Source organism: Tychonema sp. LEGE 07196 (assembly GCF_963890365.1).
Classification (GTDB): domain Bacteria; phylum Cyanobacteriota; class Cyanobacteriia; order Cyanobacteriales; family Microcoleaceae; genus Microcoleus.
The window spans coordinates 21,287-40,427 of sequence record NZ_CAWPRX010000189.1; the positions used below are offsets into that span (position 1 = coordinate 21,287).

16 protein-coding genes are annotated in these 19,141 nt (G+C 44.2%); 12 read left to right on the forward strand and 4 right to left on the reverse strand.

Annotated features, from left to right (window positions below; translation table 11 throughout):
* Window positions 1-81 precede the first annotated feature (81 nt).
* Complete coding sequence (locus AACV78_RS22430) at window positions 82-1,530, forward strand: ammonium transporter (RefSeq protein ID WP_333192434.1); 1,449 nt, start codon at window positions 82-84, stop codon at window positions 1,528-1,530.
* A 109-nt stretch (window positions 1,531-1,639) separates the two neighbouring features.
* On the opposite strand, the gene AACV78_RS22435 is transcribed toward AACV78_RS22430, so the two are convergent.
* Window positions 1,640-2,074: a GxxExxY protein gene (locus AACV78_RS22435; RefSeq protein ID WP_194009490.1), complete on the reverse strand. Its 435-nt coding sequence runs from the start codon at window positions 2,072-2,074 to the stop codon at window positions 1,640-1,642.
* 134 nt (window positions 2,075-2,208) lie between these two features.
* On the opposite strand from AACV78_RS22435, the gene AACV78_RS22440 reads away from it, so the two are divergent.
* The 4 genes from AACV78_RS22440 to AACV78_RS22455 all read left to right on the forward strand — a co-directional run bounded on the left by AACV78_RS22440 (window position 2,209) and on the right by AACV78_RS22455 (window position 5,330).
* A complete protein-coding gene (locus AACV78_RS22440) occupies window positions 2,209-3,414 on the forward strand; it encodes a 4-hydroxy-3-methylbut-2-enyl diphosphate reductase (RefSeq protein ID WP_194009489.1) in 1,206 nt (401 codons plus the stop codon).
* 577 nt (window positions 3,415-3,991) lie between these two features.
* Complete coding sequence (locus AACV78_RS22445; RefSeq protein WP_339383766.1) at window positions 3,992-4,348, forward strand: ATP-binding protein; 357 nt, start codon at window positions 3,992-3,994, stop codon at window positions 4,346-4,348.
* Entirely contained in the window at window positions 4,332-4,607 is a 276-nt protein-coding gene (locus AACV78_RS22450) for a response regulator (RefSeq protein WP_255512939.1), read from the forward strand. The genes AACV78_RS22445 and AACV78_RS22450 overlap by 17 nt, the downstream gene beginning before the upstream one ends.
* A gap of 225 nt (window positions 4,608-4,832) precedes the next feature.
* Complete coding sequence (locus AACV78_RS22455; protein ID WP_194009488.1) at window positions 4,833-5,330, forward strand: hypothetical protein; 498 nt, start codon at window positions 4,833-4,835, stop codon at window positions 5,328-5,330.
* Between the two features lie 64 nt (window positions 5,331-5,394).
* Here the strand turns inward: AACV78_RS22455 and AACV78_RS22460 are convergent, their stop codons facing one another.
* The 3 genes from AACV78_RS22460 to AACV78_RS22470 form a co-directional block, all read right to left on the reverse strand.
* Window positions 5,395-5,760, reverse strand: coding sequence for a response regulator transcription factor (locus AACV78_RS22460; RefSeq protein ID WP_039886668.1), 366 nt, complete (start codon window positions 5,758-5,760; stop codon window positions 5,395-5,397).
* Window positions 5,761-6,087: 327 nt separating this feature from the next.
* Window positions 6,088-8,430 carry a GumC family protein gene (locus AACV78_RS22465; protein ID WP_194009487.1) on the reverse strand — a complete coding sequence of 781 codons (2,343 nt, stop codon included), beginning with the start codon at window positions 8,428-8,430 and terminating at the stop codon, window positions 6,088-6,090.
* A 139-nt stretch (window positions 8,431-8,569) separates the two neighbouring features.
* A complete protein-coding gene (locus AACV78_RS22470; RefSeq protein ID WP_194009486.1) occupies window positions 8,570-10,042 on the reverse strand; it encodes a polysaccharide biosynthesis/export family protein in 1,473 nt (490 codons plus the stop codon).
* Window positions 10,043-10,353: 311 nt separating this feature from the next.
* On the opposite strand from AACV78_RS22470, the gene AACV78_RS22475 reads away from it, so the two are divergent.
* The 7 genes from AACV78_RS22475 (at window position 10,354) to AACV78_RS22505 (ending at window position 19,140) form a co-directional block, all read left to right on the forward strand.
* Window positions 10,354-11,667 (forward strand): O-antigen ligase family protein, encoded by a 1,314-nt coding sequence (locus tag AACV78_RS22475; protein ID WP_228042401.1) that lies wholly within the window; start codon window positions 10,354-10,356, stop codon window positions 11,665-11,667.
* Window positions 11,668-11,797: 130 nt separating this feature from the next.
* Window positions 11,798-13,135: a flippase gene (locus tag AACV78_RS22480; protein ID WP_194009484.1), complete on the forward strand. Its 1,338-nt coding sequence runs from the start codon at window positions 11,798-11,800 to the stop codon at window positions 13,133-13,135.
* Complete coding sequence (locus AACV78_RS22485) at window positions 13,132-14,331, forward strand: hypothetical protein (protein ID WP_194009483.1); 1,200 nt, start codon at window positions 13,132-13,134, stop codon at window positions 14,329-14,331. The genes AACV78_RS22480 and AACV78_RS22485 overlap by 4 nt, the downstream gene beginning before the upstream one ends.
* A 213-nt stretch (window positions 14,332-14,544) precedes the next feature.
* The gene (locus AACV78_RS22490; protein ID WP_194009482.1) at window positions 14,545-15,606 is read left to right on the forward strand and encodes a hypothetical protein; all 1,062 of its coding nucleotides are present in this window, start codon (window positions 14,545-14,547) and stop codon (window positions 15,604-15,606) included.
* Between the two features lie 115 nt (window positions 15,607-15,721).
* The gene (locus AACV78_RS22495) at window positions 15,722-16,654 is read left to right on the forward strand and encodes a glycosyltransferase family 2 protein (RefSeq protein WP_194009481.1); all 933 of its coding nucleotides are present in this window, start codon (window positions 15,722-15,724) and stop codon (window positions 16,652-16,654) included.
* 34 nt (window positions 16,655-16,688) lie between these two features.
* Entirely contained in the window at window positions 16,689-17,942 is a 1,254-nt protein-coding gene (locus AACV78_RS22500; protein WP_194009480.1) for a glycosyltransferase family 4 protein, read from the forward strand.
* Between the two features lie 289 nt (window positions 17,943-18,231).
* Entirely contained in the window at window positions 18,232-19,140 is a 909-nt protein-coding gene (locus AACV78_RS22505; protein WP_194009479.1) for a glycosyltransferase family 2 protein, read from the forward strand.
* The last annotated feature ends 1 nt before the right edge of the window (window position 19,141 follow it).

Below are 19,141 nucleotides of genomic sequence, written 5' to 3' on the forward strand. Positions count from 1 at the left end.
ACTATTGCATCTAAAATCCTCGCATCTAAAATCGGCTCCGTCTTCCCTAAAAAATGCTGAGTATTAGAAGGTAAAAATAACGTGTTCAAAAGAAGTTTCACGATCGGCATCCTCGCACTGTGGCTGTTAAGCGGGCCGCTGATGGACAATGCCTTAGCTCAAGATGCTCCTGCTGCTGCTCCTGCGGCGGCTGCGGTGGTGGCGAATCCGATCGACACCGGCGATACGGCATGGATGTTAGTGTCATCAGCACTGGTGTTGTTAATGACACCAGGACTAGCGTTTTTCTACGGAGGACTGGTGCGATCGCGCAACGTCCTCAACACCATGATGATGAGCTTAGTCATGATGGGACTGATCGGAGTCACATGGACGCTGTGGGGCTACAGTTTGGCCTTTGACGTTTCCACTCCAGCCTCCCAAGGCTTTGCTAAAGGGATCGAAAGCTTCATTGGCGGCCTGGACTGGATGTTCTTAAACAACGTCGTCGCAGACAAACCAGATCCGATCGGCTACGCACCGACAATACCCCACCAAGTATTCATGGTTTACCAGATGATGTTCGCCATCATCACTCCCGCCTTGATTTCCGGGGCGATCGTCGAACGAGTAACATTCAAAACCTACTTCTGGTTCGTGCTGCTGTGGTCAACCTTCATCTACTCACCTTTAGCGCACTGGGTTTGGGGTAGAGGCTGGCTGGGGGCGATCGGAGCTCTAGACTTTGCCGGCGGTACAGTCGTCCACATCAGTTCCGGCGTATCAGCCGTAGTCGCAGCTTGGGTAATCGGGCCCCGCAAAGACCACTTGAACAAGCCCCACACCCCCCACAACGTACCCTACGTCTTGCTAGGAATTGGACTGCTGTGGTTCGGCTGGTTTGGCTTCAACGGCGGTAGCGCTTTGGCGTCCGGTTCCTTAGCCACAGTAGCTTTTGTCACCACAATGATTGCTACTGCAGGCGGCGGCCTAACTTGGACAATCATCGAATGGGTGTTCAGAGGCAAACCGACAGCAGTCGGAATTGCTAGCGGTTTCCTAGCGGGATTGGTAGGAATCACACCCGCGGCTGGATTCGTGCTGCCAGTGGGGGCGCTTTTAATCGGATCGATCACTTCGGTTTGTTGCTTCTTTGCCGTTAGCTGGCGCGCTAAGCTGGGATTTGACGACACTTTAGATACCTACCCGATTCACGGCCTCGGCGGGACTGTAGGGGCGTTGCTGACTGGCGTATTTGCGACTAAAGCCGTTAACGCTGCCGGAAATGACGGGCTGTTTGCTGGAAATCCGGGGCAAGTCGTGACCCAGTTTATAGGTGTTCTCGCTACTTACGTGTTTGCGGCTGTCGGCACTTTTGTGATTTTGAAAATTTTGGGGCAGTTTATGGAACTGCGAGTACCGTCATCTGCTGAAGACCAAGGCTTGGATATCGGCCAACACGGGGAAGAAGCTTACGGTGAGGATTTTGCCGGCGGTTTCAGTTCCTTTGAATCTGGTTCTCCTTTTGCGCCGAAGAAGGTGGGAGGCTGATTTTTTAGGGTAAGTGCGATCGTGTAGAGATGCAGTTATCTGCGTTTCTACGCTTTTTTTAACGAACCGCGAAGGCGCAAAGAGCGCGAAGGAAGAGGAGGAAGAAGGGTTAAGATGAGAGAATTATTCGTTTGATGCCTTCTTTGAGGATGGGAACGTTGAAGTTGATGAGAAGGCCTAGGGTTTTTTTTGTCATTTTGAGATAGGAGATAACTTGGGCTTCGTGGATGGGAGCTAGCTTTTCGACAGCTTTTAGTTCGACAATCAGGATATCGCCAACCAGAAAGTCTAATTGACCTTCGCCGACTTGATGACTTTTGTAGGTGATTGCTACTGGCTTTTTAGGCTCACAAAGTATCCCCCGTATCCCAAATTCAACTTCTAAGGATTCCTGATACACTGATTCTAAAAATCCTGGGCCCAACAGCCGATGCACCTCGATCGCGGCCCCAATCGCTCTATAAGCCAACTGTTCTACCTGTTCGCCCAATTCTCTCATTCTTCTTTCTTCTTCCTTCGTGTCCTTCGCGTCTTCGCGGTTCATTCCCTCTTCCCTCTCACTGTGTCGATCGCACAAATAGCATATCTCATCCCTCCCTACTGAAACAAATAATCCCGATCGCCCCCCAGGCCTTCTAAAATCAAAGGTAATTCACCTAGATTTGAACTCAATACCGCATGGATACTAAAGCTTTTAAACGATCGCTCCAACAGTCTGAAAACTACCACCGCAAGGGTTTTGGACACGAAGCTGAGGTGGCTGACGTGATGCAGACTGCTTATCAAAGCAGTCTGATCCAGCAAATTCGCGACAACAATTACAGGCTTGAGCGCGGTGGCGTCACCATCCGGCTGGCTGAGGCTTTTGGCTTTTGCTGGGGCGTGGAACGCGCTGTGGCTATTGCTTATGAGGCTCGCCAGCATTTCCCCACCCAACGGATTTGGATTACTAATGAGATTATTCACAATCCTTCTGTCAATCAGCATTTGCGCGATATGGAGGTTGGTTTTATTGCTGTTGAAAAAGGACAGAAAGATTTTTCGGTTGTCAGTAGTGGCGATGTGGTAATTTTACCGGCTTTTGGGGCTAGCGTCCAAGAAATGCAGTTGCTTAATGATAAGGGCTGCAAGATTGTTGATACTACTTGTCCTTGGGTTTCTAAGGTTTGGAATACTGTTGAGAAGCACAAGAAGAAAGATTATACTTCGATTATTCACGGTCAGTACAAGCACGAAGAAACTGTTGCTACCAGTTCTTTTGCTAATAAGTATTTGATTGTTTTGAACTGGGCAGAAGCTGAATATGTCAGCAATTATATCTTGCACGGGGGCGATCGCGCTGAGTTTTTGGCTAAGTTTAGCAAGGCTTATTCTGCTGGTTTTGACCCGGATGTAGATTTGGAGAGGGTAGGAGTTGCAAATCAAACTACTATGCTCAAAACTGAAACTGAGAATATTGGTAAGTTGTTTGAAAAGACGATGCTGCGGAAGTTTGGGCCGTCCAATCTTAATGAACATTTTCTGAGTTTTAATACTATCTGCGATGCAACTCAGGAACGGCAGGATGCTATGTTGAGTTTGGTTGAGGAAAAGTTGGATTTGATGCTGGTGATTGGCGGTTTTAATTCTTCTAATACTACTCACTTGCAGGAAATTGCGATCGACAAAACTCTTCCTTCTTATCACATTGATTCTGCTGAGCGCATCTTACCGGGAAATCGCATCGAACACAAGCCTTTAGGGGGAGATTTGATTGTCACCCAAAATTGGCTGCCTGATGGTAATATTGTGGTGGGCGTTACTTCTGGCGCTTCGACTCCAGATAAAGTAGTTGAGGATGCGATCGATCGCATTTTGACAATGAAAGCCGCTGTTATTGCCTAATTATCTTGTTCGGACACTGCACTCAAAATCATCATTTTCTCCGTGCAGTGCGATCGTCTTCTTCCCAGACTATAATTCCGATACCAGCGGATTTGATGCTATACCATTTATCAAAAGTCATGCAGCAGTAATCCTAGGGTGCGCCGTCATTAAAAATCCTTAAAAAAAATCGACTTTTAGGGTAGCGACGCACCCGACAACTACCCCTAAAAATTATCCGCGTAAATCTCCGTTTATTTGCGGTTCGCTTCCTACCAATTTCTTCCCTTTTAAACAATATTTTCTGAATAAAAAATTTAAAAAATCGCCTTTTTTTTGAGTAAAAAGCTTGACAGAGTTGAATTTATAAAGTATATTTTAGGTAATGGAAGTGGTGGGAATTTTAAAATTAAACTTTCCACTCCCATTATTTAAAATATACCACAAAATTTAACTTAAATCAATAGATAAAAACTCCTTTTTTTGCGCGGCGATTTTAGATTTACTTGCAGCGCCGTGAATCAAGCGACTTGATTGGGAAGTTGAGCTGGCTGTTACGGATAGGGGAATTGGGATTGCTGCAAATTTTCTGTCCTAGGTGTTTGAGTTTTTCCGGCAAGCCGATGCTACGATTACTCGCAATTATAGTGGTTTGGGGCCGGGGATATCAATTGTGCGGCAGTTGGTGGAACTGCACGGCGGTAGGGTTTGGGCCCAGAGTCCGGGACTGGATCTCGGCTCGACTTTTGCTTTGGGCCTTCTTTGGATTCAAATAAATTCGATCGCCTGCGAGGAAGCGCAGGTGTTTGCGGGCGCTGGTAATTTACGGGGAGTTAAGGTTTTGGTGGTTGATGACGAGGTTGATTCGCGGGAATTTATGACGTTTGTCTTGGCAGATTCCGGGGGCTGTCAGGGCTGCATCCTCAGCAGCAGAGGCGTTGGAGACTGTTGCTGAGTTTGTGCCGGATGTTGTGGTGAGCGATATTGGAATGTCGGAGGAAGACGGCTATTGGCTGCTGAAAAAGCTGCGCTGTTTGACTGGGGGAAAAGGAGGGAAATTGCGGGCGATCGCCCTGACGGCTTATGCTAGGGAGGAAGACCGCGCGATGGCTTTGAAAGCTGGTTTCGATCGGCATCTGGCTAAACCGGCAACCCGATGTCTTGGTGGAGACGATCGTCAGTTTGAAGCTGCAAGCGATCGCCAATTAAAATAACCCAATTAATTATTAGTAATTATGTTCCTAGTGAGGACGACTGTCCGCATTCGGAAAAAACTAAAATTCTCACTACGAACCTGTCATAAAGTTGGTTTGTAGTGAGGACGACTGTCCGCATTCGGAAAAAACTAAAGTCCTAACTACGAACCTGTCATAAAATGGCGATCGACTGATTAATTTGTGTTAATATGCTAAAATATCCAAAAACCACGCGGTAATTAAGTGGACAAACTTCAGACAGACATAGAGGCAATTTGCTCTCAAATCGAAGCTTTGCGCCGGGAACGCCAGCAGCTCAGCATTGGCGCTGCTGTCCCCGCAGGTGATTCGCCTCAAGCCATCGCCGATGCTTACCGCCGTCACGCGAGGGAAACAGCAGAAGTCTCGGCAGAAGTCAAAGGGATAGATGACGCGATCGCAGCTTTGTCTGCTCAACTGAATCAAAAACAGCAGCAGTCGGTAAACTTGCAAAGAATCAGTCCGATGGAGCAGCAAGTTGAAGAGGGAAGAGAACTCGCTCGCGGACACGCGGAACGGATTAACCAACTGGCGGGGGAACTGGCTGCTGAAGTGAAAGAACTTAAAGCCATCGCCGACCAAATTAGTCCCAGTTACTGGCAGGTTTATTACAAACCTTTTATTACGGGTTTTAAAAGTATTTCTGTTCCCTACGTGCGATCGGACGGGGATGTTTGGACTATTGTCAATCGAGTAGTTTAGAGAGGCTGCGGGATCAGAAATCGGCAGCACTCAAAACTTTTTTTTCTGTCCCTATTCCTCAACTTCAACCACGCAGCAGTTGCTTGATAGTTCCCACCAATTCTTGAGGGTGAAATGGTTTGGCAATGTAAGCGTCTGCTCCTTGTTTCATTCCCCAGTAGCGATCGAACTCTTCGCTTTTGCTCGAACACATTACCACAGGCAAATTCTGAGTTTTGGGGTCGCTTTTGAGCCGGCGACAGACTTCGTAGCCGTTCATCCGGGGCATCACGATATCCAGAACAACTAAATCTGGGCGGTTGGCTTTGATTTGCTCTAGAGCTTCTACGCCATCACTAGCTACTGTGACGTTGAGTCCCCTACCTTTGAGCAAGTCGGCGATCATCTCCCGCAGAGTGACGCTATCATCAACAACCATAACTGTACTCATAGAAAAATCCCTACCAAGTTTCTGGGTTGAAACGTTCACATTAACGTTTGCATTAACGTTCGCCTTCAAAGGTGTCTGTTGCCGATCGAGATTGCGCTCTGCTAGATGTAGTTTACCCACGTTTGCTGATTTCCCAATCATTTTCTCAAGAATCATCGCGAAATCTCAAATATCCGCGCAATCTCGGTTGACACGCGAGGCTATGTCCGTTAGTCTATCATTTTCTTTCTCAAATAGTACCTTTGTGAAAAAATCAAGGTGCTGCTTGGTTGTGCGTTTCCGACCGAGGGACGGCGGCGCGCCGCCACCACCAGGATCAAAATTTGTCTAATTTTGATTTTGTGTACCTAAAGTCGAGAGCTTTTGATCGTAGATCGTCTCTATACCCACCGGGCGCTGTCGGTAGCTGTGATTCGAGTCTTTGCAGCCGTTAGCCACCACTCCCAAGACAGAAGCTCCAGAAAATTTTAATTCTTCTAAAACTTTGCTAACTTGCGATCGGTCTGTTTTGGCCATTTGCACGACCATAATCGTAGCGTCGGTGTGAGCCGCGATCAAGTGGGCGTCTGCTAAGCCTGATAGTGGCGGGCTGTCATAAATCACTAAGTCAAAAAATGCTTGAAATTGCTCCATCAGATACTGCATTTTTTTGGAAGAAAGCAGCTTGATCGGATCGGAGGGAATTTGACCTGCTGTGAGTACGAACAAATTTTCTTGGTTGGGAGCTCGCACAATCGCGTCGTTGAGGCTAATATCTGTGGAGATGGCATCGCCGAGGCCGCGCAGGTTTGGCAGTCCCAGCCTAGCGTGCATTTGCGGGCAGCGCAAATCTGCATCTACTAACAATACTCGCTGTCCGACTGCTGCTGCTATAGCGGCCAGGTGCAAAGCTACTGTAGATTTGCCGTCTCCGGCTGCTGCTGAGGCGACTAAGAGCGATCGAAACGTCCTACCTGCACTGAGCAAGTGAATGTTCGTGTAGAGCGATCGAAATGCTTCTAAAAATTGATAGTCGAATTCGCTAAAAATGCTTTTGGCTCCCAGCATCGCAGCAGTCGGTGTGACTTCGACAGGTTGAACAACTTCGACTTTTGACTTCGAGTGCGATCGAGCCGATGTGAGTTTCCTAGGTCTAGCCGTTTGTCGCCGCTTAACTTTTTTGGTAAACGGAATCACCCCTAGCACTGGCAATCTTGTGGCTGTTCTCAGCGATTCTGGAGTGTGGAAAACATTATTTAGCACCTCTACTAGCAAGCCTACTGCTATGCCCAGCAGGCTGCTTAAAATTACCGCCAGCGCTAACTGTTTTTTGGTCTGTTTGACGGTAGCCGTGACAAACTTGCCAAATTTGTCTAGCGGAATTTCTGGAGGATTGATCAGTACCCAAGGTATTTGCTGCTGAGCTGCATCAATCCGCAAAGCTTCTCGTTTTGCCAAAAAGTCTGAAAAACTCTTAGTAACTACTTGCAGTTCCCGCTGTAAATTGTCGTATTGCCGCGTTGTCACTGAAAAATTAGAAATTTTTTGGTTGAGATCCTTTTGCAAAGCAGTCATTTCGCGATCGCGCGCTTCAAATGCTTTGATTTGGGTCTCTAAATTTCCCATCACCACTTGTCTTGCTTGTTGATTCGCGGTTAAAATCAGTTGTTCCCGACTTTTACGCAGTGCTAAAACTGGCAAACTATCTTCTCTGTACTGAGCTAATTTGTATGACAAATCTGAGTCAACCTTCTGAATTTGACCTAACAGTCCAGCGTAAGCTTGTCCTTGGGTCACCAGCAACCCCTGGGGATTATTTTCTTTAAGTAATTGTTCGTAGCTTTGGTAAAGGTTACGCAGCCCTTTTAGCTCTACTCGGAGTCCTACTTGCTGGCCCCTAATGCTTTGAACTTGTTCTGACAGAGATCTTCCCTCTAGTTGGGGGTCAAACAAGTTACTTTGCTGCCTCAGTCTTTGGACTTGCAGTTGCAGAACTTCTACTCTTTCTCGGAGCTTGGGCATCTCCATATCTATAAATTTAATGCCTTGATTGATACCCGTCAGACGCTGCTGCAAGCTATATTCTAGATAAGCTTTAGAAATTTTATCCAAGACGGCATAAATTTTCTTTGGCTCTGAATCTTTATAGCGAATTCTTAAAATCTTTGTACCTTGCTGTTTGCCATCTTTCGTGTAGCTTACACGGTCTATCGACATTTTTAATGTCAATTCGGTGTAGGTCATTTTGGGATACCAAGTTCGCAACTCCTTCACCACAGGCTCCATCATTTTGGGACTGCGTAAAATCCTAATTTGGGTTTCGTAGTCTAATAAGCTAATTCCTTCTATATTAATTCTTGCCAAGTCTGCACCGAGAGTATTGTTTAATTGTTTGGATTGTAAACCTTCAACTGTGGCTGGTTCTACTAACAGGGAAAAAGAACCTTCATAGTCTATCTTTGTGCTTTTAGAAGTGACAACGATTGCTATTCCTGCGATGGTACTCAAAGCAATGGTGGCTGCCGCCATCACCAGGAAGCGGCGGCGCAGGACTCCTCCAAGCCAGGACAAGTCTAGCTTTTCTTCCTCTGTTTCCTGAACGAAGGTATCTCTGTAGTTCTGAGCCGAAAAGTCAGGCAGTTTGCCATTAGATTTGGGCGTGAAGGGTTGGTAATCTTGTCTGTTATCCATATTCAGCCTGGGTATTTTTGAGGTTGATATTTTTGAGGTTGATATTTTTGAAGCTACCAGGTCGCGGCTGGGTAATCTTATTGTTTAGTTTATTCTAGCCTTTGCCAGGAATTATCCCCCTCACCCGCCGGCCGCATTCTTACCTGAATAAAAATCGGAGAACGTTTATAAAATTTAACACCCCCGTAGCTGGCCCGACAGGCCCGATTACAGCGTTCATGCGATCGACAAAATTGACGAGACCCTTGCGAGATACGATAATCATGTCGTTGTTACGAAGTTGAGGATTGGTTTCTTCGTTAATTCCTTGAGTTAAATTGACTTCGATCGTCCGTTTAGTAGCTGTACCGTCCTGATTGAGGCGGACTAGCTCAACTTTATCCCTTCTAGCTCTGGTATTCTCGTAGCCAAAAAATCCTCTGGAAATTAAAGCTTGATTCAGCGTGGCATTAGCTGGGAGCCTCAAGGGATCGAGGGATGTTCTGAGTTCTCCTACTACAAAAACGTTAATGCCCACGGGGGCAAAGTTAGTGCTAGCGAGCACACCAGCTTCTGCAGGGTTGACGATCGTAGCTTTGGGCACGATGATCGTGTCTCCCTCCTGGAGGATTGTATCTTGGGTGCCGTCGCCGGACTCTAGGAACTGCCACAGGTTGACTGGGATAATTTGTTCGCCTCTTCTGGTGACGCGCCGCACTTGGATTTGCCGGATGTCGGCATCGGAGGTGATGCCGCCGGCTAGCTGAATCGCCCGGATGACGGTGGGAAAACCTTCGCGGCTGAGGTCGTTTGTGGTGTTGCCGCCGATGACGACGTAAGCCCCCGGCCTGGTGACTTGGCCAACGATGGAGATCGATCGAGGTTTTTCTGGCGGCGGCGAAAAGTTGGCGATCGCAAATTGACGAGCTTCTGCTTGGTTGAAATTGGCGACTGTGGGAATCACGATTGTGTCTCTGTCTTGCAAAATGATGTCTTGAGAGATGTCTCCTTCTTGCAAGAATTTCCACAGGTTGACGTTGATCACTTGATCGGGGCCGTCTCGTTGGGGACGGCGGACGCGGATGTTGCGGATGTCGGCGACACCCGTAACGCCTTCTGCGAGTCTGATCGCTTGGGTGACGGTAGGGTACTGGACACTCGGCGAGGCTCCCGGGCCAGGAGTTAGGGTAATGGTGAAGTTTCCGGGCCGGGTGACTTCTCCGATGACACCGACGTTGAGGGGGCGGGCGGCGACGAGGCTGACTGTGACTATGGGATCTTTGAGGACGCGGCGGTAGGCGTTGCGGATGATGTTGGTGGCTTCTACTAAGGTGCGGCCGCGGATGGAGACCAAGCCGATCAGGGGCAGGTTGACTGAACCGTCGGAAAGAACTTCGTAGCCACGGCTGAGTTCGGGTACTTCGAGTATTTCTACTTGGATGCGATCGCCACCACCGAGTTTATAGCTTTCGGGGTTTCTCCTGATGGGCGCAACGGTCGGGGCTTGGTCAGCGCCTAGCGGGATGGGCACTTGTGCCGGGGTGCTTCTGGGGTCAGCGATGACTGTGGAAGCAAACAAGACCAAACCCACAACCGACGGGGCGATCTGTCTTGGAAAATGGGTGTTAACCATAGGGCATCTAATTTTATTCACTATGATTTATATAAGTTTAGCCTTTTTAGTGCTGGGCCAAAAGCTGATTATTTTAAGCGATCGCCCAAAAAGCGGATGCTGTATTTTTGCTTTATGACTAATTTTTTTGTTAGCGTGGTTGCGGGTTGAGCGCTATATTTTAGATATAGATAACTTGACCTATTTTTTGATAAAGGAAAGCAATTATGACTCAACCAGTGTCTAAAGCGAATATGCTGAAAGGGCTGATCTTAGGAAGTTCTTCATTGACATTAATTTTGATTGCTATATTCGCGATCGTGACGTTGTTCTTGTTTCAATTAGCCAGCCGTAAAAAAATAGGTTTAGTTTTTGAAAAAACCTTTGCTATTTTTTATATTTTCATCTCTCCCTATTTGATACAAGTTCCCTTTAATTATTTGCATCTTATTAATTTGCAAGACACAAAAGGCGGTTCTTTAAGTTTGATACCTTATTTTTTTTACCCGTGGGCATTATTTATTTTATTATCTAGGATTAAAATATTTTGTAGCAATTTTATTGATTATTTTTCCAAAGTATTGATTATGAATCCTTTTTTTCTATCTTATATATTAATGCCATCAATGTCTACATTATGGTCTATATTTCCTGAACAAACACTAAGAGCTGGCCTAGTTTTTTCAGTATTTACAGCTTTCGGATTCTATTTGGCAGCGCAATATAAATGGGAGGATCTATCTCATTTTTGGCGGTGGGGATACACGGCACTGGGTTTGGGAAGTTTTATAATTAAACCACCGGGAGCAGGCGACTTTGTAGGTCTGACGCAATCTAAAAATTCCCTCGGTGGAGTGCTAGCTTTATCTACGGCATTTTGGTATTTGCATTATTCTCAAGGAGCTAAAACTCGGAAAGAACGCTGGATTTCTTTGGCAATGATATTCTTTTCTTTTTACCTGGTGAGAGCTAATAAGTCGGGAGCTGCTCTAGTTATTACTATCATATTAATCATTGCTGTTTCCTCGCTAAGTTTTCTAAAAAGATTAAGTTTTCAGTGGGCATTTACTGCGATTATATGTTTCCTGGTGGTCAGCATAATTATGACGGTTTTTGTACTAGACAACCTAGAGGATATTGTGGTAGGCGGGTTAGGCAAGGACTTGACTTTAACTGGGCGAACCGAATTCTGGCCGCAGTTAATTGATGCGGCAAATCAGCGCCCCTGGTTTGGCTACGGATACGATGGCTTTTTTCAACAAGATAAGTTAGGTCCCGCTACTCCTGCTTATTTTATTTATACTACTAATGGATTTCAACCAAAAAATCCTCACAATGGCCCGATCGGGATATTGTTAGCCTTCGGTTGGCCGGGATTAATCTTAATGATGATTTCCCTGCTGCTAAATTTGGTTTATGCCATCCGTTATTTGAGTCGTAGCACGCTGGAAGAAGCGGGAATGCCTATTTGTTTTCTGGTGTATCTTATTATGAGCAACATCACAGAAAGTTATATTTTGGGAACCGGAAATGCTTGGCTGAGTTATGTAATGTTGACAGTTCGACTTGCCCTAGATAATGCTAGTAACACTTCCAACAGTAGCAGCAACCCTCCAAGGCGTTCTGTAGCTCGCACTGTCGAATGAAATAAAGTTCCTTGCGCGTATCGCAGATGTGCCAAGCTGTGCTATAATATCATCTAACGAGTCTGATTCTGCAGGATAGCCCAGCCTTCCACAACCGCCTTTATATTTTATCAACACTTAAAATCTTCTGATGCTCGATAAGTTAACTGCGGTCAGTCAAAAGCTTGGGCCTGGTCTGCGCCAGGTGCTAAGCAACATAGCTTGGCTATTCACAGACCAAATCTTGCAGATGGTTATGGGTCTGGTGGTTGGTCTTTGGGTAGCTCGGTATCTGGGGCCGGCTGAATTTGGCTTGCTCAACTACGCTGTTGCCTTTGTGTCTCTGTTTAGTGCGGTGGCCTCCATGGGGTTGGGGAGAATCGTCATCCGCGATATCGCTCGCAACCCTGAATGCAAAAATGAGACCCTCGGAACTTCCTTCGGACTGCAATTTATTGGTGGTCTGATTACTCTGGTGTTAACTGTCACCGTGATTTCCCTACTTAAGCCCAATGACAGCCTGACTCGCTGGCTAGTGGGCATCATCGCGGCAGGAACTATTTTTAATTCTTTTGAGGCCATAAATTTTTGGTTTCAGTCCCAAGTCCAGTCAAAATATACAGTGTTGGCGAAGAATTCGGTATCTTTTTTAGTCGCCGCTGTCAGAATTGGGTTGGTAACATTTAAGGCTCCGCTACTTGCCTTCGCCTGCATTAGATTGATAGAGGTGGCAATGGTAGGAATGGCTTATGTATATTTTTATCAGATTACTGGCAATAAAATTAAGGATTGGCAATTCAGTTGGGAGCGGAGCAAGGAATTGATCTGGGAGAGTTGGCCTATAATTTTGTCAGGATTGGCAGTTTACGTCTACTCGAAAACCGATCAGATAATGCTCGGTTCTATGAATAAAAATGCTGAACTGGGGTATTATGCTGCGGCTGTTAAAATTTCAGAAATCTGCGATTTCTTGCCAATGATACTATCTAGCTCTATTTTTCCCAAATTAGCGAATTTGAGACATAATAATTATCAAGAATATCTAAATAAATTTCAAATTTACTCGGATATCATGATGTTTTTTTGGTTGGGAGTAGCAATCCCGATTTCATTGCTTTCTCCGTTAATAGTGCATCTGCTTTACGGTGATAACTATGCGAAATCAGCAGCAGTTTTGACACTCTATGTTTGGGCGCAATTTGGCAGTAACTTTGGGTTGGCGCGGAACACCTACTTTACCATAGAAGGTCAGTTGCGCTACAGTTTTTACTTGACTGTGGTTGGATCTCTTTTCAATGTGGGATTAAACTTGCTACTAATTCCTAAGTATGGAGCTTTTGGAGCAACTGTGGCTACTTTAATAACTTATTTTTACATGATTATATTAGTCAATTTCTTGATTAAGGAATTGCGGCCTTTTGGAAGATTTATCGGGCGCTCTCTCAACTTATACGAGGCAGCTCGTAGAATCAAAGGATTAATACAGTGATTGAAATTAAACCCAACATCCAACAGCGATCGAATTGCCCCTATTGCGGAACAGAACTTAATCCCAAAACTCTTTTGTGGCAGGGAATTCACATTGTTATAGATTCTAAGTGCGGCGGATGCGGCAGCGAAATCATCGACGAGCTGAAAGTAGGTCATGGAGTCATAAACTCCCTGCAAGTCGATTTAAAGAAAGCAGCAGTTTTTGCCGAGAATGCTTTCGCAAAGGATTGGTTGGGGAAAGCGTTACTCAACTCTCTCCAAAATCCTCGCTCCGAAAAACTTGAGATTGCAAAAGAAATTTTTAAGCCGCGCAAGCGAGTAATCATTTTAAACTGTATCGACCATCTTTATGGTCACTCCCTGCTCAAGTTGCTAAATGCACAAAGGCACTTAGACGACAATCCTGAGTGTGGATTAGTGGTGATAGTTCCTAAGTTTTTAAGGTGGATGGTTCCGGATGGAGTTGCTGAAGTCTGGACAGTGCCTATTTCTTTACAAAATGGTCAAAATTACTATCCCAGCTTCGCTGAGTTTGTGGAGAAAGAAACTAAACGTTTTGAAGAAATTTACGTCAGTGAAGGTTATTCTCATCCAAGTCGGTTTGACATCACGCGGTTTAGTGGAGTACCTAAACACAACTTTGAGAAAGAGGAAATAAAAATTACTTTTATTTGGCGGGAAGATCGCCTGTTAGTTAACCGTTTGCTTTGCCGAGGTCTGAGAAAGCTGAATCAAGGAGAAATCGCACTGGAATTGCAAAATATGAAAATTCAGCAGTGCTTTGAGAAAATAAGGTTGCAAGTACCAGAAGCAAAATTTGCTGTGGCTGGTCTGGGCACAAAAACTAAGTTCCCCGAATGGATTGAAGATTACAGGGTCGATAGTTTTAATGAAAAAATTGAAAAAGAAATATGCCGTATTTATTCAGAAAGTCGCTTAGTAATTGGTCTTCATGGCTCTAATATGCTACTGCCTTCTGGTCATGCTGGCATGACAATTGATTTGATAGATGAGCGGTGGGGGAACTTTGCCCAAGATGTTCTATACCAAGAAAGCAATTCCAGGATGGCTGCTTATCGCTATAGATTTTTGCCATATCAGACTAAAAATGATACACTGGCATTCATAGCGGCTGTGATGGTTCTGAAGTGGTCTAAGTTTCAATCTCAAATGATGGTTGATGTTGTTAATTGAGATTGTGAAGAAAAACTGACCTATAACCATCAAATAGACTGTGGCATGGGTCAGGTTGAAGTGGCAAGTCTGATTCAGTCACTCAACAATATCGCCATAACACTTGAATCCCGACTGTCGGGAGTATGGTTAAATCTTGTAAATTTAACATCCAAATACCACCGGGAACTCAAGTTTGAAGTTATCATTATATAAAATTTATGGAAAAATCCAATGAAAAACAGAGGTTCTGTGTATATACTCACTGGAATGTGCTGCGATCGAGAAGGTGAAGAGAGTATTTATCCTCAAGGATTAAATATCAAATCTTCATCAGGCCAGTTCCAATCAATTTACTGGCAGTGCGTTGTAGTATTTTTTGCTACGAGTGTGAGAAATAATCCTAGTGCCAATCATATCTTGTGTACCAATGCAGAAAAATTACCCAATCTAGGCAACTTCAACATGGAAGAATTTTTTGCCAACATCGGTGTTAAGGTGGCTCATTTACCTTTCACCTATAAGCATCCGCTAGAATACTTCCACGCTTTCAGAAGTACATATTTCAAATTCAATATTGTTAAATACCTCAAAAACAACTCGGACTCGAACGATATATGTATGTCCCTAGATTCTGATTGCGTGTGGGTTAATTCGGTAGATAGAATGACAGAAGCAATCAAAAAAAATGGGATAGCTACTTACGAGCGCTTTTACCCAGAAGATCAAGCGATTAATGGTTTGACTAGAGCAGAAATGCAAAAAATTTACTCTGAACTAGGGTACAATAGTGAGCAGGCTCCTCCTTATTTTGGAGCGGAATTTATTGGAGGAACCGGAGAGAATATTAAAAAATTATCTGAAGAAATTGACTTGATTTGGAATATTTCTTTAGAAAGGTTTGCACAAGGCAAATCAAAATTTAATACAGAGGAGCAGATGTTAACCTATATTTATAACAAGCAAGGGTATGCACCGGGAACGGCAAACCCTTATCTTGAACGGATATGGACATCAGCGCAATTTTACACGGCAAGTAAATCAAATTTTCAGCTTGATGTTTGGCATCTGCCCGCAGAAAAAACTAGGGGAATTAAGAGACTTTTCCTACAAGTATCTAATCCCAAATCCTTGTTTTGGACTTTGCCAGTGGGAGAGGAGTTTATGAAATATGCTGCCGGATATCTAGGGATACCAAAACCTAATATTTCTAAAATAATTGTTGATACTTTAGAAGAGAGAAAATTCGGCATAAAAAGTAGACTATCTCAGGTTAAAAATATCATAAAGCGATGATATTTTTCCCAAAAGAAAATGTTGTTTCCAATATATCGTTCAAAGATCAAGTTTTCCAAACTTGATGATGAAGAAGACCTAAGTAATCATTAAAGACATAAGAGTAGGAAAATAAATGTATGACTGGCAAGTAAAAACCCCAATTGTCTTGATTATCTTTAAACGCCCTCAAGAAACACAAACGGTGTTTGAGGCAATTCGTCAGGCAAAACCCCCGAAATTGCTAGTAGTTGCTGACGGCCCGCGTCCAGATAGGCCTGGAGAAGATCGAGAATGTGCTGCCGCTAGAGCTATTATTGACCAAGTAGATTGGGACTGCGAAGTTTTGAAGAATTACGCAGACGTAAATCTCGGTTGTCGGCTGCGAGTTTCTAGCGGTATGAATTGGGTGTTTGATACGGTTGAAGAGGCAATTATTCTTGAGGATGACTGTCTCCCTCATCCTACATTTTTCCGCTTCGCTGAGGAATTGCTCGAGCGCTACCGAGACGACCAGCGAATTCTGTCAATCTCCGGTCAAAATGTTCAGTTTGGCAGGAGAAGAACTGATTATAGTTACTACTTTTCTCGCTACAATCACTGCTGGACCTGGGCGAGTTGGAGGCGAGCTTGGCAGCATTATGATTTAGATATGAAGCTGTGGCCAGAAATTCGTGATGGGAATTTTTTGATGGATGTACTGGGAAACACTAATTCTGTCAAAGTCTGGACAAATATTTTTCAGCTTTGTTATGAAGGGAAATTACAGAGTTGGGCTTATCAGTGGACATTTGCTAGCTTTATTCAAAATGGTACGAATATTCTTGCCAATGTCAATTTAGTTTCTAATATCGGACATGGTGTAGAGGGAACTAATACGGAGGATGTGAACAGTCCTTACAGTAATATGCCTGTAGAAGCTATAACATTTCCAATGAAACACCCGCCCTTTGCAATTCGGGATAGACAAGCAGATAATTTTACAGAAAACACTTTATATGATTACGATCCGCCATTGGTAAGGAAGGTTCAAAAAAAAGTCAGTAAATTTTTGAAACAAATCAGGTAAAATTAGCTATCAATCTAGAGGAGAGGCAGGGGAAATGAAGGTTGTACTTCTCAATAGTTCTGATACTGAAGGCGGTGCAGCCAGGGCAGCTTACAGGCTGCACCAAGGTTTGCAGGGGATTGGCGTGTCTTCGCAAATGCTGGTGAAAAATAAGAAAAGCGGCGATTCAAGTATAATTTCGTCACAGAATACTATTACAAATAAGTTGGACAAGATTATTTCAACTTTATATAACTCGCCATTGCGACTTTACCCTGAGAGAAGGCCTGTTATTTTTTCTACAGAATGGTTGCCAGATTCTCTAGATGTCCAAATTTCCAAAATTAAGCCTGATATTATTAATTTACACTGGGTTTGTGGGGGTTATTTACAAGTAGAGAGTATTCCGAGGTTTAATCAACCCTTAGTCTGGACGCTGCACGATATGTGGCCTTTTACGGGTGGATGTCACTATAGCGAAGAGTGCGATCGGTATACTGAATCTTGCGGTAGCTGTCCGCAACTGCACAGCAGCAAAGATTGGGATATGTCGCGGTGGGTGTGGCGACGGAAAGCAAAATCTTGGAAAAATCTTAACTTAACTTTAGTTAGCCCTAGTGTTTGGTTGGCTAAATGCGCTAGTTCTAGTTCTTTGTTGAAAGATTATCGAGTTGAGGTAATTCCTTACGGCATCAATACTCAAAAGTACAAGCCGATAAACCGCGAGTGGGTGCGAGAAATTCTGAATTTACCTCAAGATAAACAAATTGTACTTTTTGGCTGTGCGAGCGGAACGGGCGATCGCTGGAAAGGATTTAATCTGCTAGTATCGGCTTTGCAAAGCCTCAGTAAATCGGGCTGGAGCGATCGTATAGAGTTGCTAGTTTTTGGCTCTTCAGAGCCGTCTAACCCGATTGAACTAGGTTTTAAGGCACATTACTTAGGTAAATTTGCTGATGATATTTCCTTAGCAATAGTTTATGCAGCAGCAGATGTCTTCGTCGCCCCTTCTATTTATGATAATTTGCCGAACACGGTGATGGAAGCCGCAGCCTGCGGTATCCCCAGCGTCGGATTTAAGATCGGGGGAATGCCAGATCTGATAGATCACTGCTCCAATGGATATTTAGCTAAACCTTATGAAACAGAGGATTTAGCGCGAGGGATTGCTTGGGTGCTAGAAGATTCAGAGCGACACCAAAAGCTTTGTCGCAATGCACGAGAGAAAGTTGAAGCAAAGTTTACCTTAGAAGTGCAAGCTCGCGAGTACCAAAAACTGTATGAAGAAGTTTTATATACTGCTAAGTAAGTGAAACTAATTAAACGCAGAACTTCTCTGGTATTGATTATGCCATTTTTGAGGTATTTATTAGTATATTTTCGGAGAGGCACTGTGTTGATTTATACAATAATTTATTAGTAAATTATTGTCTGGGGAAATCTGGGAAAATCAAAAACTCAGCGATCGAGTAAATATCTTGATAGTTGCGACAGATTAAGTTAATAATTGGATAGCACTCGAAGTCGATCGGCATTGTCGATGGTCAGAGAGCAGTTTTCTACTAATTTTTCACCAATAGCCAAATATTCAAATATAGATGGAGCAGATGAGTATAGCAGTCCTGATGACTTGCCATAACCGCAAGTTAAAGACTTTGGCCACTCTAGAGTCGCTCTTTAAGCAAATATTAACAAGTGAAATTGCACTCAATACTTATCTGGTAGATGACGGCAGCACTGATGGCACAGCCGAAGCAGTACAGCAAACTTATCCTCAAGTCAAGATTTTTTCTGGAGATGGGAACCTATTTTGGAATGGGGGAATGCGCGGGGCTTTCAGCCAAGCAATGAAACACGATCCCGACTACTACCTGTGGTTAAATGATGACACTATTATTTATTCAAAAACAATAAGTTTTTTGCTAGAAACCGCTCAAAAATTATCAGAAAAAGGAGAAACCAAAGCAATCATTGGCGGTTCAACCTGCGATCCAGAAACTGGTCAAACAACCTACGGCGGTGTGGTGCGAAATAACCCTTTGCACCCATTTCGATATGGGATCCTCGAACCAACAAAAGATCCTCAAATGTGCGATACTATGCACGGAAACTGCGTATTAATTCCCCGCAGTGTTGTGCAAATAGTCGGCAACCTCGATCCGGCTTTTGTCCATTATATTGGTGATTGGGATTATGGTTTACGAGCCAGACAGAAAGGATGTACAGTTTGGATTGCTCCGGGCTATTTAGGTACTTGTTCCCTCAACCCCCAAGTTACCAAAATGGCTGCTGAGAATTTAAGCGAAGGATTGGATAAAATGAGTAAACCGAAAGGTTTATCATTCAAAGATACTACCCTGCAACCAGCTCAAGAGTGGAAAGTATTTGCTCAACGGCATGGTGGGTTGTTGTGGCCAATTTATTGGCTGCTACCTTATCGCAGGTTAGTTTGGCTCTCAGTGTTGAGTAAACTGGGATTGACTAAAAACAAAACTCAAGGTGAATAGG

Bases quoted from the DNA above. Each gene is read 5' to 3' on its own strand.
- AACV78_RS22495 (WP_194009481.1), top strand. From the start codon at position 15,722: ATGTATGACTGGCAAGTAAAAACCCCAATTGTCTTGATTATCTTTAAA.
- AACV78_RS22465 (WP_194009487.1), bottom strand. From the start codon at position 8,430: ATGGATAACAGACAAGATTACCAACCCTTCACGCCCAAATCTAATGGC.
- AACV78_RS22470 (WP_194009486.1), bottom strand. From the start codon at position 10,042: ATGGTTAACACCCATTTTCCAAGACAGATCGCCCCGTCGGTTGTGGGT.
- AACV78_RS22505 (WP_194009479.1), top strand. From the start codon at position 18,232: ATGGAGCAGATGAGTATAGCAGTCCTGATGACTTGCCATAACCGCAAG.
- AACV78_RS22440 (WP_194009489.1), top strand. From the start codon at position 2,209: ATGGATACTAAAGCTTTTAAACGATCGCTCCAACAGTCTGAAAACTAC.
- AACV78_RS22490 (WP_194009482.1), top strand. From the start codon at position 14,545: ATGAAAAACAGAGGTTCTGTGTATATACTCACTGGAATGTGCTGCGAT.
- AACV78_RS22480 (WP_194009484.1), top strand. From the start codon at position 11,798: ATGCTCGATAAGTTAACTGCGGTCAGTCAAAAGCTTGGGCCTGGTCTG.
- AACV78_RS22460 (WP_039886668.1), bottom strand. From the start codon at position 5,760: ATGAGTACAGTTATGGTTGTTGATGATAGCGTCACTCTGCGGGAGATG.
- AACV78_RS22500 (WP_194009480.1), top strand. From the start codon at position 16,689: ATGAAGGTTGTACTTCTCAATAGTTCTGATACTGAAGGCGGTGCAGCC.
- AACV78_RS22435 (WP_194009490.1), bottom strand. From the start codon at position 2,074: ATGAACCGCGAAGACGCGAAGGACACGAAGGAAGAAGAAAGAAGAATG.